Annotated in this window: 14 protein-coding genes; 6 read left to right on the plus strand and 8 right to left on the minus strand. The window is 50.9% G+C overall.

All coding sequences use genetic code 11. From position 1 onward, the window contains the following. Positions 1-18 precede the first annotated feature (18 nt). Positions 19-759, plus strand: coding sequence for a class I SAM-dependent methyltransferase (locus tag ACYU8Y_RS01325; protein WP_460933396.1), 741 nt, complete (start codon positions 19-21; stop codon positions 757-759). Here ACYU8Y_RS01325 and ACYU8Y_RS01330 read toward each other — a convergent pair. Further along, complete coding sequence (locus ACYU8Y_RS01330) at positions 754-2,442, minus strand: VRR-NUC domain-containing protein (RefSeq protein WP_460933398.1); 1,689 nt, start codon at positions 2,440-2,442, stop codon at positions 754-756. The two genes, ACYU8Y_RS01325 and ACYU8Y_RS01330, sit on opposite strands and share 6 nt — an antisense overlap. Positions 2,443-2,547: 105 nt before the next feature. On the opposite strand from ACYU8Y_RS01330, the gene ACYU8Y_RS01335 reads away from it, so the two are divergent. The 5 genes from ACYU8Y_RS01335 (at position 2,548) to ACYU8Y_RS01355 (ending at position 6,653) form a co-directional block, all read left to right on the plus strand. After that, a complete protein-coding gene (locus tag ACYU8Y_RS01335; protein WP_460933400.1) occupies positions 2,548-3,555 on the plus strand; it encodes a DUF2157 domain-containing protein in 1,008 nt (335 codons plus the stop codon). Beyond that, entirely contained in the window at positions 3,542-4,732 is a 1,191-nt protein-coding gene (locus ACYU8Y_RS01340; protein WP_460933402.1) for a hypothetical protein, read from the plus strand. The genes ACYU8Y_RS01335 and ACYU8Y_RS01340 overlap by 14 nt, the downstream gene beginning before the upstream one ends. Positions 4,733-4,775: 43 nt before the next feature. After that, a complete protein-coding gene (locus ACYU8Y_RS01345; RefSeq protein WP_460933403.1) occupies positions 4,776-4,946 on the plus strand; it encodes a type II toxin-antitoxin system VapB family antitoxin in 171 nt (56 codons plus the stop codon). A 60-nt stretch (positions 4,947-5,006) separates the two neighbouring features. Beyond that, positions 5,007-5,378, plus strand: a complete 372-nt coding sequence (vapC, locus tag ACYU8Y_RS01350) for a type II toxin-antitoxin system VapC family toxin (protein WP_460933405.1) — start codon at positions 5,007-5,009, stop codon at positions 5,376-5,378. 84 nt (positions 5,379-5,462) lie between these two features. Beyond that, positions 5,463-6,653 carry a phosphoglycerate kinase gene (locus ACYU8Y_RS01355; RefSeq protein WP_460933407.1) on the plus strand — a complete coding sequence of 397 codons (1,191 nt, stop codon included), beginning with the start codon at positions 5,463-5,465 and terminating at the stop codon, positions 6,651-6,653. A gap of 116 nt (positions 6,654-6,769) precedes the next feature. On the opposite strand, the gene ACYU8Y_RS01360 is transcribed toward ACYU8Y_RS01355, so the two are convergent. From ACYU8Y_RS01360 to ACYU8Y_RS01390, 7 genes are all read right to left on the minus strand, one after another. Further along, the gene (locus tag ACYU8Y_RS01360) at positions 6,770-9,901 is read right to left on the minus strand and encodes an efflux RND transporter permease subunit (RefSeq protein ID WP_460933409.1); all 3,132 of its coding nucleotides are present in this window, start codon (positions 9,899-9,901) and stop codon (positions 6,770-6,772) included. 12 nt (positions 9,902-9,913) lie between these two features. Then, positions 9,914-10,969, minus strand: coding sequence for an efflux RND transporter periplasmic adaptor subunit (locus tag ACYU8Y_RS01365; RefSeq protein WP_460933411.1), 1,056 nt, complete (start codon positions 10,967-10,969; stop codon positions 9,914-9,916). 23 nt (positions 10,970-10,992) lie between these two features. Then, the gene (locus tag ACYU8Y_RS01370) at positions 10,993-12,348 is read right to left on the minus strand and encodes a TolC family protein (protein WP_460933413.1); all 1,356 of its coding nucleotides are present in this window, start codon (positions 12,346-12,348) and stop codon (positions 10,993-10,995) included. A 54-nt stretch (positions 12,349-12,402) separates the two neighbouring features. Then, positions 12,403-12,879 carry a MarR family winged helix-turn-helix transcriptional regulator gene (locus ACYU8Y_RS01375; protein WP_460933415.1) on the minus strand — a complete coding sequence of 159 codons (477 nt, stop codon included), beginning with the start codon at positions 12,877-12,879 and terminating at the stop codon, positions 12,403-12,405. 96 nt (positions 12,880-12,975) lie between these two features. Further along, positions 12,976-14,466 (minus strand): tetratricopeptide repeat protein, encoded by a 1,491-nt coding sequence (locus tag ACYU8Y_RS01380; RefSeq protein WP_460933416.1) that lies wholly within the window; start codon positions 14,464-14,466, stop codon positions 12,976-12,978. 31 nt (positions 14,467-14,497) lie between these two features. Continuing rightward, on the minus strand, positions 14,498-15,253 hold the full coding sequence (locus tag ACYU8Y_RS01385) for a zinc ribbon domain-containing protein (RefSeq protein ID WP_460933418.1): 756 nt from the start codon (positions 15,251-15,253) through the stop codon (positions 14,498-14,500). Between the two features lie 17 nt (positions 15,254-15,270). Then, the gene (locus tag ACYU8Y_RS01390; protein WP_460933420.1) at positions 15,271-16,371 is read right to left on the minus strand and encodes a Nif3-like dinuclear metal center hexameric protein; all 1,101 of its coding nucleotides are present in this window, start codon (positions 16,369-16,371) and stop codon (positions 15,271-15,273) included. Positions 16,372-16,408: the final 37 nt, after the last annotated feature.

The raw sequence follows: 16,408 nt of genomic DNA on the forward strand, positions 1-16,408 counted from the left end.
TTGTTGAAAATAAAAATTATGCAACCTCTCGACCGCTTTTCGGGCCACGCCAATCTGTATGCTCAATACAGAATCGACTACCCCGCCGACCTATATGAGTTTATTCTATCCTTCGCCAGCGACCATCAAGCTGCCTGGGATTGTGCTACGGGAAACGGACAGGTTGCCGGTGCGCTGGCCGATCGGTTCGATCGGGTTGAGGCTACCGACATCAGCGAAACGCAGCTCTTACTCGCTACCAAAAAGCCTACTATTCACTACCAGATCAGCCGGGCTGAGCAAACGCCCTTTGCTGATCACACCTTCGACCTGATTACGGTAGCGCAGGCCTTGCACTGGTTCGATGTGAACGCTTTTCATGAGGAAGTACGGCGTGTGGGTAAACCCGGAGCAGTTATCGCCGAGTGGGGCTACGGCCTGGTGCAGCTTGGTGCTGGTCTTGACGCTATCCTGCTCGATTTTTACCGGAATCGGATTGGCCCCTACTGGGACCCCCAGCGGAAGCATATTGACAATGCGTATGCAAACTTACCCTTTCCATTTGCCGATGTCCAGCAAGCCGATTTTATCGCCCGTCGAACCTGGTCGCTGGACCGCTTCCTGAATTACCTGCGGACCTGGTCGGCCGTGCGGCAGTACATCCTCGAAAATGAGGAAGATCCTGTCACCGGGCTGGGGGAGGAGCTAAAGCCGCTTTGGGGTGATGATGAGCGCGACGTACAATTTCCTGTTTTTCTACGGGTTGGCCGGATTTTATAACTCCCAAATGACCCGAACGACTTTTCCGCGTACACCAATCGTTTGGAAAAATTCCAGCCAGTGGAGTTGCTGGGGGCCAAGGTGGTCAGTAGGTGATTTGACTTCCACGAAGTCATATTCGCCGTTTTCATTCCAGACCAGCAAGTCGGGGAAGCCACGCGTGTGTTCGCGAACGTTACGGGCCATTTCGAGCAGAATCAGACGCAATTGGACCACGTCCAGCAGCTCAATCATACGCTGAACCAGCGTGAGTAATTCATCTGACCAGTCGACCAGTACGTTGGTAATTCCGTATTTAGCGTTGAACATACGGCCGACATGCTTGCGCCAGTCATCTTTGGTGTCCAGTTCGAGCAGACGTTTTTTCAACAAGTCTTCCCGCTTTGTATAAAAATCAGGCAGGTAAAAGTCCGATGGAGCCCTTTGGAGGGGGTGGTGAATGGCCGATACATTGGCGTCGTAAATAATATCCCAGAAAACCAGCCCAAACAAGCCGCGCCAGGGGTAGTTTTCCGTAAAAGCTGCGTCGAAGTCGTGTTCCAGGTAATAGTTCATCACCCCCGCTTCGACATGGTGGCGGTAAGCCGCCGGGATATTGACACTCTCTGCGTCGGACAGGAAACGTGTTGTGGCTTTGCGGGTGCGTTTTTTCTCGCTCAAACCCAGAATCTTCTCCCGGAAATCGGTGGCAAAATAGCGTTCCTCGGCATTCAACGGATTAACGGCAATTTCATCACAGAGAGCAAGGGCTTCTTCGATCGATCCATTTTTAAACAGCAGGCGAACGCGTCGTTCGCGGGCGGGTACCCGATCCGATAATTCGTAAACGCTGAGTGCCTGTTCGGGCAGCTTTTGTTTTTCCAGAAAAGCACCCACCCGGCACACCAACTTCTGATAGCCCGGAATCGCGATTTCGGTTAATTCGGGGCGGGTTTCGTTCCAGTTCAGAAACCAGTTATAGATATCGTCGGCGGGTGTTTCGGCTTCTTTGAGGTCATAAAATTCTTCATTCGTCAGCGAGATCAACAGTTTGTCTTCTACTTCCTTACGGCTTCGAAAACGGGCCGTTAGTTTACTTTCATCGTAGCGCTCAAAATTGACCATGCCAAGGTCGCGCACCACGAATTCTGTCATGTTGCTGCCCCGATTGCCAAAAAACAGGTATTTGACCATCATCCCTTCGGCCTCGAAGTTCATTCGGATCACTGTCTCGTGGGTGGTGAGGCTCGTAACAACTTCGGCAAAATCAAGTTCATGAAGAGCGTAGCGAACAACATACTCCTTTTTTTCTTTGGCCAGCGGACGGCTTTCTTCCGGCTCCAGCGGGAGGAGATTTACCAACTCCGGCTTCGTAAAAACGCTGAGGGCCAGCTCGCCCATAGACTCGTGATGAGCCGACAGCCGCTCGGCAAATCCAGCCATGAGCAATTCACCGACAGCCGCCGGTAGGTCGGTAATTTCGTTATATTGTAGTTTGTTGACCCGAAAAAAGAGTCCTTTGCGGTTGCTGAACCGGACGTAGAGACATTGCGCATCGAGGCTCAAGGCTTCGAAGCGGTGGATAAAGTCCCACTCGGCATCGTTTAACAGGTTGCCGTAAAGCCGTTTGACAAAGTCCAGCACGTAGCGAAAGTTGTCGAGATAATACCGGGGTGTGAGGATAATCTTCTGTCGTCCGATCATAGAATAACTAGCGTGTACTGCGGATTTCAGGCCGTATACAACATGGTATGAAACCTAAGCCCGTAGGCACAACAACGTACAGTAAGAACAAAAAAACAAGCATTTATGTCCCCAGTCGATGTTCTGAATGAGTTGGGTAAACAAGGTATTTTGCCGCCTGAGCAGCAGACTAAACTTAGTGAAATAGAGCACCAGAGACCTTTTTCGCTCCATTGGGAATTCCGCTCCATGCTCTACATCGGTATTTTACTCCTTAGTTCGGGACTCGGCCTGTTGATCTATGACAACTTCGATCAGATTGGTCAGGGTGCCCTGCTAACGGGAATCGCGGTTGCCTGTGTAAGCTGTTTTTACTTCGCGTGGCGATTTCGCCCCGAATGGACACCGGCTCAGACCCGGAGTCGGTCAACCTTTGGCGATTACGCCCTGATTCTGGCCTGCCTCCTTTTTCTGACCCTCGAAGGGTATGCCCAATATGCCTACAATGTGTTTGGTTCGCGCTACGGGCTAGTAACCCTATTGCCCGCCCTGCTGTTTGTGCCGCTGGCCTACCGGTTCGACCACCGGGGTGTTTTGGGCATGGCCCTGACGGCCCTGATCTCGTGGGTAGGCGTTACGGTCCGGCCATTGGAATTCTACTTTAAAACCAATTTTTTTGACCAGAAAACGGTCTTCTCTGCCATAGGTCTGGCTTTAGTCCTGATTGCCGTAGCCATTGGTCTGGAGCGAAGGAAAATTAAACCTCATTTTACGTATACCTACCTGACCATTGCCGGAAACCTGTTGATGGTGGCGTTGCTGGGGGGCTTGTTCAACTTCGAGGGCATTCGGCTGTGGTTTGCGCTGGGATTAGCTGCGGCCTGTATCGTATTTGATCAATACTCCAGACGCGGTCGCCGGTTGCCGTTGACTGAGGGGGGCAACGGCTCGTTTCTGTTCTTGCTGATGAGTACCGTATATGGCTACATCGGGGTTACTTACCTGTTTTTTCATTACGTGCGCCCGCAGGGCGACGATGCGTATTATTGGTATTTTATCCTGACCGGCATTGCCTTAGTGTATTACCTGATGACCCAACTGCCAAAGGGCAACCGCACCAATGAGAGCCTATAACGAACAATGGATTTATAACCGCGACGTACTGGCGCAGGCGGAACGCTGGCATCGGCAGGAACTGATGACTGACGAGCAGATCAATGCCGTTCGCAAAGCATACCCAGTGTCGTTTCGGCAAACAAACGGCTTTATCGAAATTGGGTTGTTTCTGTTTACGACCGTTGCTATCCTGGCCTGTTACCTGCTGCCTGCCAGTATTTTTTCGACTATGCTCGACAACCCCAAAGCGTATGGTATCTTCAACATAGCGTTTGGTATCGGAGTTGGTCTTGTCGGTGGTCTCCTGATCAATCGGCGACTCCTGTACCGAAATGGTATTGACAATGCCTTTGTGGTTACCCTGACGGGTTTTCTGGCGTTCGGTTTTAACCAGTTTTTGCCAAATGGACTGTCGTTGGCCACCCATTGTCTGTTTACGTTACCACTCCTGCTGGTTATACTCTGGTACTATGGCGATACGCTCATTGCTTTCTTTACCATTGCCACGTTTTACACCGCAATTTTTAACAGCCTGCTAAAAGTAAGTTGGGGAAAAGATGCCTTGCCGTTTGTGATGATGGCGGTTTCGCTCGCGCTTTATGTAATCGTCCGTCAGTTTGTCAATCGGAATACAAGGCAGGTCTATTATGCCGATCCACTGAATCTGGCGCAGTGGTTATCGCTCATTGTGCTGGCGGCCAGCGGTAATTATTTCGTTGTTCGTGAACTGAATGGCCTTTTACTTAAGTCCGGGCCAGGCATAACCAGCCCTACCGAAGCGCCTGAAATTGGGTTATCTGGCTTATTTTGGGCGTTGACATTCATCATTCCGGCCATTTACCTGTGGCAGGGGTTGATGAAGCGCAACCGTATGTTGAACATTCTGGGAATGCTGGGGTTGATTGCGGCCGTCATGACATTTCATGAGTACACTGGATTTGTGCCACTCAATGTCGCCCTAACGCTGGGTGGCCTGGCCCTGATCGGGCTTGCTGTGTTTGGCATACGCTATCTGGCAAGTCCCAAACATGGCTTTACCGACGCGCCGGACGATGATTCGCCAAATGAGCTCTTTCTTAATGCGGCCAGTATGGCGGCTGCTCAGGCTACTGGTCATGTGTCGCACGCACCTAAAGATAACCTACGATACGGTGGGGGCGACTTTGGCGGGGGCGGCAGCGAGGGGAAGTACTGATGTGTATAAAAACGCTTATATTTGTGTATGTAGACGTAGACGTATGCGAACGAACATTGATATAAATGATCAATTGATCCAGAAGGCGCTGGAAATAAGTCATTTAAAGACGAAAAAGGCTGTCGTTGAATTGGCTCTCCAGGAATATATTGATCGGCAGGCTCGTCAGCGGTTGCTTTCTTTATTTGGTAAAGTTGAATGGGCGGTGATTTGAACCAGATGCGCACCGATTCGACGCCTAACGATTGGGATCAATGATTGTTGATACGTCGGTTTGGGAGATGCTTTTCGGGAAGTTCGCAGCAAACAAACAGCCTTAGTCGTAGAGTATACCGTAGCCGATCGACAAATCTATGTGACGCCGACGATCATACAGGAAGTTCTTCAAGGGGTACGAACGGATGATCGATACGCCGTTGTGAAAGAAGGTATGCTGGCCCAATCGCTGTTAAAGCTCGATCCCGTTGAAGCGGCTATTGGGGCGGCTGATCTGTATCGGTCATTGCGCAAAAAAGGGGTAACGATTCGTAAGCCAAACGACTGTTTGATTGCCCATTATGCCATCTTTTACGATATTCCCATTCTGCACAATGACGTTGACTTCGACCAGATTGCGCGTCATACGGCCCTTCGCCTAGTCGTTTAATGGCCTCTACACTAAACTTCCCGCTTGCGTCTGCCTAAAAACTGCTAAGTTTGGCCTCGAAAACAAACGACCATACGCAGTCGCATGAAAACTTTAGATTCCTACAATTTTGCCGGTAAGAAAGCCCTGGTTCGGGTCGACTTCAACGTGCCGCTCGACAAAGCGTTTAACATTACAGACGATACGCGCATCAAGGCGACCATTCCAACCGTTCTGAAAATCGTAAACGATGGTGGTTCGGCTATTCTGATGTCGCACCTTGGTCGGCCGAAAGGAGGCCCTGAAGAGAAATACTCCCTCAAACATTTGTTGCCTGCTCTGGAAGCAGCCTTTGGTCGCGAAGTGAAATTCGCCGACGACTGCATTGGTCAATCAGCTACTGATCTGGCCGCCAGCTTGCAACCGGGCGAAATCCTGCTGCTCGAAAACCTGCGTTTCTATAAAGAAGAAGAGAAGGGCGACGTCGCGTTTGCCGAAAAACTATCGAAACTCGGCGATGTTTGGGTCAACGACGCTTTCGGAACAGCACACCGGGCCCATGCATCGACGGCGGTCATGGGGCAGTTCTTTACCGATCGCGTGGCGGGCTACGTGATGGAAGCTGAACTGGTTAACGCCAAAAAGATTCTGGAAGAAGCCGAGCGGCCATTTACGGCTATCATGGGCGGAGCCAAAATCTCCGATAAGATCCTGATTATTGAAAAACTGCTCGATAAGGTTGATAACCTGATCATTGGCGGTGGAATGACCTATACGTTCACCAAAGCACAGGGTGGCAACATCGGTAAATCACTGCTCGAAGCCGATAAACAGGATTTGGCGTTGGAATTGCTCGAAAAAGCCAAGGCCAAAGGCGTAACTATTTACATGCCATTGGATAACGTTTGTGCCGATGATTTCTCCAACGATGCGAATCGGCAGATTGTTGAAACCGGCCAGATTCCGGACGGCTGGGAAGGTCTCGACATTGGTCCTAAAACTATTGAACTGTTCAAAGACGTCGTGTCAAAATCGAAGACGATTCTCTGGAACGGCCCAATGGGTGTATTCGAATTTGAAAACTTCGCCCATGGCACCAACGCCATTGCTGAAGCCGTTGTGAAGGCAACGGAAGAAAACGGCGCGTTCTCGCTGATCGGCGGTGGTGATTCGGCTTCGGCCATCAACCAGGCTGGTTATGGCGACCGCGTCAGTTATGTATCGACGGGTGGTGGTGCCTTGCTGGAGTATATGGAAGGGAAAACCTTACCGGGCGTTGCTGCACTGGAAGACTAACCAAGTATTTCAGAAACGACAGAATACGAAACGGCCGCTGGCTGTTTGAGGCAAAGACTGACCTGGTCAGAACTCTTTACTCAAACAGCCAGCGGCCGTTTTATACACGTATTGGCTTAATCCATCGCTTTCGCGACTTCCAGTTCCTGTGGCTTTTTCGGAGTGACTTTCTTCTTTGTGAACCGGGCAATGATCCGATCCACGACCAGATACATCGATGGAACTACTAACAGCGTTAATAGGAGCGACGAGGTCAGACCACCGATGATAACCCAGGCCATACCGTTCTTGGTTTCGGCACCGGCACCGCTGGCCAACGCAATGGGCAGCATACCCAGAATCATAGCCAGTGTCGTCATCAGAATAGGCCGTAACCGTTCTTTACCCGCTTCAATCAGCGCATCGACCACATCGTGTCCTTCGGCTTTCAGCTGGTTGGTAAAGTCCACGATCAGGATCGCGTTTTTAGCTACCAGACCGAGCAGCATGATCATCCCCACGATCGAGAAGACGGTCAGACTTTCCATCGTCAGCGCAAGGGCCAACAAGGCACCAACCAAGGCTACTGGAATGGAGAACAAGACGACGAACGGATACACGACGCTCTCGTAGAGGGCCACCATGATGAAATACACCAGCAGAATAGCGATCATCAGCGCCAGCCCCAGGCTACCAAAGGCATCAGACTGCTGTTGCAACTGGCCGAGGTATTGGATATTAACCCCTTCCGGAAGTTTCTGCTGCGCCATTTTGGTTTGGATATCGGTACCCACGGTACCTACCGGGCGACCCACTACCTGGGCATTGATCGTGATCGACGAGAGCCGGTCGATCCGTTCCAGCACGCTTTCTCCAACCTGCTCCTGCACCGTAGCGAACTGCGAAAGCTCAAAGGTTTTCCCCTGGTTGTTAACGAACGTCAGGCGACTAACGTCCTGCGGCTGTGTACGGTCGAACTGATCCAGGCTAACCAGAATGTCGTATTCATTGCCGTTTTGCTTGAACTTCGACTGGTCATTACCACGGAAGGCATTTTGCAGGGCTATCCCTACGTCTGATGCGCTGATGCCCAACTGCGCCATCCGTTCCCGATTCAAACTCACGGTTACTTCGGGTTTGGGATCTTTCACCGAATACTTTACGTCCTGGGTACCGGGCACCGATTCGGTTACCTGCTTAACAATGGCGGCTGCCTTCCGAATGTCGGTTAGGTTCGTGCCCTTCACCGCAATCATGATGGGTGCTTGTGAAGCGCCAACAATGCCGACCGGACTAACGGTTACTTTCACCCCCGGAATGCGTCCGACCTCCTGCTTTAACACCTGACCAAATTCTTCCGTCGATAGTTTCCGCTCTTTCTTGTCAATCAGCTTGACGTTAATATCGGCCAGGTTGCTGTTCGAGGACGTTGCCAATCCGTTACTGCTATACCCGACGTTCGTGAAGACGTTCGTTACTTCGGGATGCTTCATAATGATTTGCTCCGCCCGTTGCGCGATGGTGTTAGTCTGGTAAATAGACGCCGTTGGGGCCAGCTCGACCTGAATGCTCATCTCGCCCTGATCACTTTGCGGCATGAAGGCACCGCCGATGAAACCAGCCGGTACCAGGGCAATGGAACCCACCAGCAAAGCAATAACCGCGAGGAAAATATAGCGTTTGTGACCCAGCACCCAGACCAGAATCTGGCCGTAAGCGTTGGTCAACCGATCCAGGAAACGCTCGAACCCAAGGTTCAGGCTACCCCACAATGACTTTGGATTCAACACTTCGATCTTACCGAAACGCGAAGCCAGCAGGGGAGTCAGCGTGAACGATACCAGTAAGCTCATCAGCGTCGAGAAGACGACGACCAGTGCAAACTCACGCAGAATGTTCCCGATCAATCCGCCCGTCATGGCCAGCGGTACGAATACCACGACGTCGACCAGGGTGATGGCGAGGGCTGTAAATCCGATTTCACTCCGTCCATCCAGAGCGGCCTGCCGTCGATCTTTGCCCATTTCCAGGTGTCGGTTGATGTTTTCCAGGACCACAATCGAGTCATCGACCAGAATACCGACGACCAATGACAGGGCCATTAATGTCATCAGGTTCAACGAGAAACCCATCAGGTACATCAGCGCGAAGGTTGGAATCATGGACGATGGCAACGCAACCAGCACAAACAGAGCCGACCGGAAGCTGTGCAGGAACAGCAGCATGACCAGCGACACGATCAGAACAGCCAGCCCCATATCTTCGACCACCGCGTGGGCCGAGGCCAGGGTGTAAATCGACTGGTCGGAGGCAATGTTGAATTTCAGGCCAATCCTGCTGTACTGCTTCTCCAACTGTTTGATTTTGACCTGTGCGCCCTGGCTCACCGATACGGCATTGGCGTCGGACTGTTTCTGAATCTGCAGACCAATGGACGGTTGTGCGTTGATGTGGTTAATGGCCGTTGGCTTGGTCGACGCGTCGACGACTTCGGCTACATCTTTTAGCAATACCTGACTGCCGTCGGTACGACGGGCCACGATCAAATCCCGCAACCGCTTCACGGTCTGCACGGACGCATCGAACCGAATCGAATACTGCGCTTGCCGCGTTTCCAACTGACCGGCCGGGTAGCTGGCGTTGGCCGCATTGATGGCCTGTGATACCTGGCCAATAGAAATGCCGTAACCGCGTAGTTTTTCCGTATTGACGTTTACCTGAATCTCCCGCTCGTTGCCGCCGACGATATTTACCTGCCCCACGCCGGACACGTTCGACAATTGAGGTTTGATGTCATTGTCGATCAGGTCATACAGCGCCGTTGGCGACATGTTGGCGGTGACGCCCATCCGCAGGACCGGAATCTCGTCGGTCGAGAACTTATTCAGAATAGGGCGGTCAGCCTGGTCGGGCAGTAGGTTAATGATCTGCTCAATTTTGCGCTGGGCATCCTGTTGCGCCAGCGTCGTGTTCACCCCGTTTTTCAACTGGATAACCACGCTCGATGCGCCCTCCTGCGAGGTAGAGGTCATCCGGTCCAGTCCTTCCAGCGACGAAAGCGCTTCCTCAATGCGCTTGGTTACGTTCGTTTCAACCTCATCGGCCGAAGCGCCCCGGTAGGTCGTCACCACGCTGATGACGTTGGCCTCAAATTTAGGCAACAGGTTGTAAGACAGTTGTTGATAACTGAGCGCCCCGAACAAGATCAGGACGGTAAAAATGGTCGTTACCAGCAATGGCCGCTTAACCGCTATTTCAGATATAGACATGGTTTCGGGTAATTATTTTGTGATTTGTACCGGTTTTCCGTCACTCAGGTTCAATTGACCGGTGGTAACCACCTGATCACCAGCCTTCAGGCCGCCGAGTACTTCAATCGAATCGCCAAAGTCCCGGCCTATCGTTATGGTACGACGAACGGCTACGTTGTTATTCACGACGAATACGTAGGGATTTTTGATGCTTTCTACCAGGGCCGAACGGGGAATCTGAAGGGCTTTCTGGTTGGATTTCTGCGAGAAATCGACGTTGACGAACGTACCCGCTTTCAGCCCATTGGCTTTGTCGATGGTGATCTCAACCGGATAGTTGTGTTCATCGCTGCCCTGGGGTGCAATGTAAGACACCCGTCCGTTGAACGTCCGGCCCGGAAATACATCCGCCGACACCTTAACCGTCTGGCCTTCGCGCAGTCCGTACACGTCACTTTCATTGACGGGGACCTGTACTTTCAACCGATCAACATCCAGTACCTGCCCTAATACTTTACCGACGGTAATGTACTCGCCCGGCTCAATGTCTTTCTGCACGATCCGTCCGCCAATAGGGGCTTTCACGTTTGCATCGGCTATTTGCTTTCTGATTTGCTCAGCCTGATTGACGGCGTTTTCGTAGTTGTACTTGGTTTCATTTACCTGGATTTCCGTTGTGGCATTACCGGCCAGAAGCGTGTTATACCGCGTTACATCTTTCTTCAGTCGGTCAATGGAAAGCTGCGTGGCTTCCAGCGACAGTTCTTTAAGCCGGTTGTCCAGTTCAACCAGCGTAGATCCCTGCCTGACCGACGAACCCAGGTTAAAATTGACTTTCGTTACTTTACCCGCTGTTGTCGCAATAATGTCGGCCTCCTTGTAAGGAATCAGATTTCCCGTTTTGACGAGCTGCTGGCTGACGGTGCCTTCTTCGACAGGGGCAACGGTTACCGGAATCGCCACGTTGGTTTGAACGACGGGCTTCTTCTGCTCATCGATCTTTTTCTTGTTCGATGACAGGCGGAAGCCAATCAAAGCGGTAATGGCTACTAAGGCTGCGACGACGATTAGCGTTGTCTTTTTCATGATCTATTGGTCGGTTGTATTGATCAAAGTTGGTTGTAGAAAGCAAGCAGTTTACCCTGCGATTGTTCGAGGTCTAGCCGTGCCTGGTACAGATTGATGAGGGAATTGATGTAATTGGTCCGGGCTTCCCGGTAGGAGTTGTCTGCGTTGATGACGTCAGATAACAGCTTGGTTCCCTGCTTGTACTGTAGCGTTGTGATGTTGTACACTTCCTGCGCCAGCTTCACATTGCGATCATCGTTCTGCACGCTGATTTGTGCCCGCTGAATCTGCGACTGAGCATTGTTGAACTGAAGCCGGTAGGCCGACACGTTTAATTTCTGCTGCTCTTTCTGAGTTAACAGCGTCAGCCGTTGTTGCTTTATCTGAGCGTCGCGCTGAAACCCGTCGAAAATGGGGACGTTCAGCCGGAGGCCAAAACTACCGAAACCCACGAAGTTGGTAAACAGTTTATCGATAGTTTGCGCTCCCAGGTTTACCGTACCGTAGTTAGCGGTCAAACTTAGCGCAGGTAGGTAACCCGCCCGAATGCGTTGCAACTGTAAATCCTGTAACTGAATATTGGTTTCGGCCTGTTGGAACGAAACCAGATTGGCCGCCGAAAATTCGCCCTGTTCCAGCGAAGGCAATTGCGTTAGTAACGTCGAGTCGGACAGGACCAGCGTCTGTTCCTGCGGCATACCCATCTGGTATTTCAACCGATTCATAGCCAGGTTCAGGTCGTTCTCAGCCAGCGTTAACTGCGACTGGGTACTGTTGTAACTGACTTCCGTACGTGTATAATCGACGGGCTGAATAACACCATTGTCGCGCTGTAGTTTCAAGATGTTCAAGACCTGCTGGGTCCGCTCGAGGTTGTCGCGCAGCAAACCGATCTGCTGCTGGGCCACAAAAACCTGGTAATAGTTAGTGGCAATATTATAAATAACATCCTCCTGCGTTTGGCGGGTATTCAGGGCCGCCAACTGCTGGTTGGGTTTATTCGCCTTGATGCCGATCAGCAGAGATCGGTCGAAGATCGTCTGCGTAGCCTGAGCAGTTAGGTTCGTCTGGAACTTTTGGCCGATAATGAATACTTGTGGCTCGGGACCAAATACCCCGGCCGGAATAACACTCTGCTGGAGTTTGATATTATTGGTCGACGTTCCCGTGGCGCTCACCTGCGGTAAATATTGACCCAGTGCCTGACGGGCTTGTTGGTCAGCGGTTTCGATCTGATATTGAGCAATGCGGATGCTGCCAAAATTTTTGAGCCCGTAATCAATGCAATCTTTCAGCCGAAAGTTTGCCGGGGCTGGCACCTGAGGCTGCGCCTGTGCCCACCCTAAACCTGCTGATGCCAGCGTGAAAACTAAGCCAAGTGCAATTAATCGTTTCATAAATCCAATCGTTGATCTGTCTACTGTAGATATATCAACTAATAAAATAAAAAATTATTTTTCTAATAAACCTGCAATCTTCCGGGTTATTCTGGCGAATGTCTCGCGTTCGTCGGTAGTCAGTTGACTCATTACCTCATGATCTATTGTCTCCGTTGTATTCAAAGCCTGTTCAATAATCATTTTTCCAGCGGGTGTCAAGCGAACCAGATTTTTGCGCCGATCATCACTATCAGGAACTATCCGGAGGTAGCCATCCCGTTCTAATGTGCGGATCGAGCGTTGTATGCCCGATTTATCCTTCTGCAAAAAGTTAGCGATCTCCTGCTGTGACAAAAGATCTTCGCCCGAAAAGTACGCTATAAACAAAATCGGAAACTGTTCGATCTGTAGAGTAAAACCCAATCGGGCCAGTTCCCGATTTGCCTTACGTGCCAGTAAATGACTCACATGGCTAACCATAAAAATAGCCTGGGTGCCCATTCGTTCAGCAAACCTAGCCTGAAGTTCTTGTTCTTTTACGAACGTCATCGTGTGCTATAAATTACGTTGTTATATCAACTAGTTTGGTTTGAAAAAGGTTTCGCTTGATTGATAATAATGGAATGGCTTTGGCATCAAGTCTCATTATAGCTGGCTCAGCGCGGCCCGCGCCTTATTGTCTATGCTGTTCTTATACTCATGGCGTTTGAAACGCAGGGCTTTCTGAAAAAATGACCGTGCTTGGGCGCGGTCGTTTTTGTGTTGGTAAATATAGCCCAGTTGTAAAGCCGCTGTTGCTCCGAAAGAAAGCTGGTCCGGTTCGCTCAGGACGAGGGCCCGGTTCAAATAGGGGATAGCCGCATCGTTATCGTTCCGGCGTTGAAAAATGCGCCCCATCCGATAATTGTACTCTGCTTTTTCGACCGTCAGTGGAAAAGCGGCTTCGGTATAAGGGCGTAAATAGGCCAGCGCACTATCCGTAAAACCGCCATCAGAGGCCAGGCGAGCGCGCATCAGTATTTTCTGATTTACAGTACCACCTTTCTGCAAATACGCTTCCGCGAACGTTTGCGCGGCTTTATCCGACTCAACCGTTGTGCGACCAACCGTCGTCACTTTTCTCAGCAGGGGAAGAGTAATGGCTTCGGCCTTATTGGCTAACCAGGCGCACAGAAACAGTTTGTAGTATGAGTCCTTCAGGAAATTGCGCCCTTTGTACATTGTCAGAAAGTGCTGAAAATGAGACGTTGCGGTTGAATAATCACCTTTCTGTAGGAAAATGTCCCCCATAATATTGTCAATGATTGGGAGCGGCAGGTAATTTTTTCCGACTGGCCGGGCTGATAAATAAGCCAGCGCCTGTTCGCTGTGGCCGTTCTTCTGCTCGATCGTAGCCCCAAAAAAATGAAGCAACAGGTTATTGGGGTGGTCGTTTACCAACTGCTTCAACGTTTGACCGTCTGCACTATTGAAGTTCAGCACATAAGCGCGGACCATCAGATCGATCAGTCGGGCTTCGAGGCCAAAAGTCATGTCTTGCTGAGCCCGTACTAATTCCTGCTGTCCCTGCCGAACGTTGCCGTGTAACCCCAACAGGCTGGCAACCCAGGTATAATTATCGGGTACAGAGCCAATCATGACATGCAACGTTCCGAGCGATTTGTAGGTGGGCAGAAAAGCCGGAAAGCGTTTTTGGTTATCAGCCAGTAACTTATAGGCTCGAATCACATCCCAACTGGCGCTCACTTCCTTGCCAAACTTTAACTTAATGAACGCCCAGTGAAGCCGAACTTCAGCCTGCAATATCCGCTGCCAGGGCGAATTAGCGTCTAACGTCTTCAGCGCATCAAGCCGCTCATTTTCCCGGTCACTGATGGCTGAATACAATTGCTCATCGTCAGAGGTGACGAGCCGAAGCATGTCTGCGTAATCATCAACAAAAATACGAACGCCATTCCCCGGCGACTCCGAAGCTAATAAAGTCTGGACGGACTGAACGTCGAGTTTTTGCAGATCGGCATAGGCGCGCTGCAGGCCGGGCGTCCAGTTAAAGTCCTGAGCACCAGCCAGCATCGGCAGGAATAAAAACAAAAACACCGGGTAAAAACCCGGTGCCGTTGCAAAAAAATGTTTCATAAGACTACACGACGTGTTGGTCAGCGCTTCTCTACCGGCCACGGCCTGTTGGCGCTGGTTCGGGGACACCTTCGACATCGGCGAAAATCCGGCCGCAGTGTTCGCAGACGATGATTTTCTTTTTGTCTTTAATGTCTGCCTGGCGCTGGGGAGGTACTACATTGAAGCAACCGCCACAGGCACCGCGTTTCACCATGACCACCGCTAAGCCGTTGAGGGCATTACCGCGAATTTTCTTGTAGGAATTCAACAGACGCGGTTCGATGGTCGTCGCCTGCTCATCGCGTTGTCTGATGATGTCCTTTTCTTCTTCCTGGCTTTCCGAAGTGATCTGGTCAAGTTCCTGCCGTTTGGCTTTCAGGTCTTCTTTCCGTTCGTTGAGAGCTGCCTGGGTCGTTTTGATTTCTTCTTCTTTACCCCGAACCCGAAATTGAGCTTCGTTGGCCCGTTTTTCAACCAACTCGATCTCAAGCGACTGGAGTTCGATTTCTTTAGAAATGGCGTCGAATTCGCGGTTGTTTCGGACGTTCATCTGCTGATCCTTGTACTTGGTGATCAGTTTTTCAGCGTCTTTTTTTGCCACGCGATTGCGTTCAATTTCTTCTTCCAGGGTCTTGATTTCACTCTGAAACTTGCCAATCCGGGTTTCAAAGCCAGCGATATCGTCTTCAAGATCACGGACTTCTTCGGGCAGGCCACCACGAATTTTGATGAGTTCGTCTAATTGAGAATCAAGGGATTGCAGTTTCAGAAGAGCGTCTAATTTTTGCGCAATCGTCAGTTCCATTCGGAATGTAGTTAGTGCTATATGAAGTATCGAACCGGATTCGTGTCCGTTTCCGATAAAATTACCGCAAAAGTAGTGAATTTTTTTGCTAAATGCCCGCTAATTAAGTCTTTGGTGAAGACTTCGCTTTCGTAATGGCCAATATCGCATATGCTGATGCGGTTTTCGGCATCAAAAAATTCGTGATATTTATAATCGGCCGTCACAAAAACATCGGCTCCTGCTCGTATGGCGTCGGGTAACAGGAAACTTCCCACGCCACCACATACCGCTATGCGGCTGATGGGTCGGTCGGGGAGGAGCGTATACCGAATCATGTTCAGGCGCATGTGCTCTTTCAAATAAGAAAGCCACGCGTTTCCCTCCAGTGGCTCGGGCAGATCACCCACAGCGCCTGAGCCCACTTCCTGATGCTGGTTATCGAGGCCAGTGAGGTAATACGCTACTTCTTCATACGGATGCGCCCGGCGTAAGGCCGTGAGTAACTGTCCCTGCTGATGGGTAGGAACAATCACTTCAACACGATTTTCGGCTTCTTCGTGGTATTCGCCTGCATGGCCAACGGTGGGCCGGGCCTTTTCGGAGGCTTGAAAGGTGCCGGTCCCCGAAACACGAAAACTGCAGTTTTTATACTCGCCCACTTGCCCGGCCCCGGCTTCATAAAGAGCATCCAGTACAGTCTGGGTAGCCGCTACAGGAACAAACGTTACCAGCTTGGTCAGGACCTGGCTTTTGGGAGACAGTATCCTGACATTTTGTAGGGTCAACGTCTCGGCAATTTTAAAATTAACGCCCCCGGCTACATTATCGAGGTTGGTGTGGGCCGCGTAAAGGGCAATATCGTGTTTAATTGCTTTAATGACAGTCCGTTCTACGTAGGTTTTACCGGTCAGTTTTTTCAGGCCTCTAAACACGACCGGGTGGTGCGCGACAATGACATTACAGCCTTTAGCAATGGCTTCGTCGACCACGGCCTCAGTCACATCCAGCGTCACCAGAACACCCGTAATGATCGTGTTGGGATCACCGACCAGCAGGCCGACATTATCATAAGATTCCTGATAGGCGAGGGGGGCCAGTGCTTCGATGTGAGCAGCCAGATGACGGATTTGAAACATACGGACAAAGAACGTGAAAAAGCCGTGATCCTGTTCG

The sequence above is a fragment of the Spirosoma humi genome (assembly GCF_054776575.1).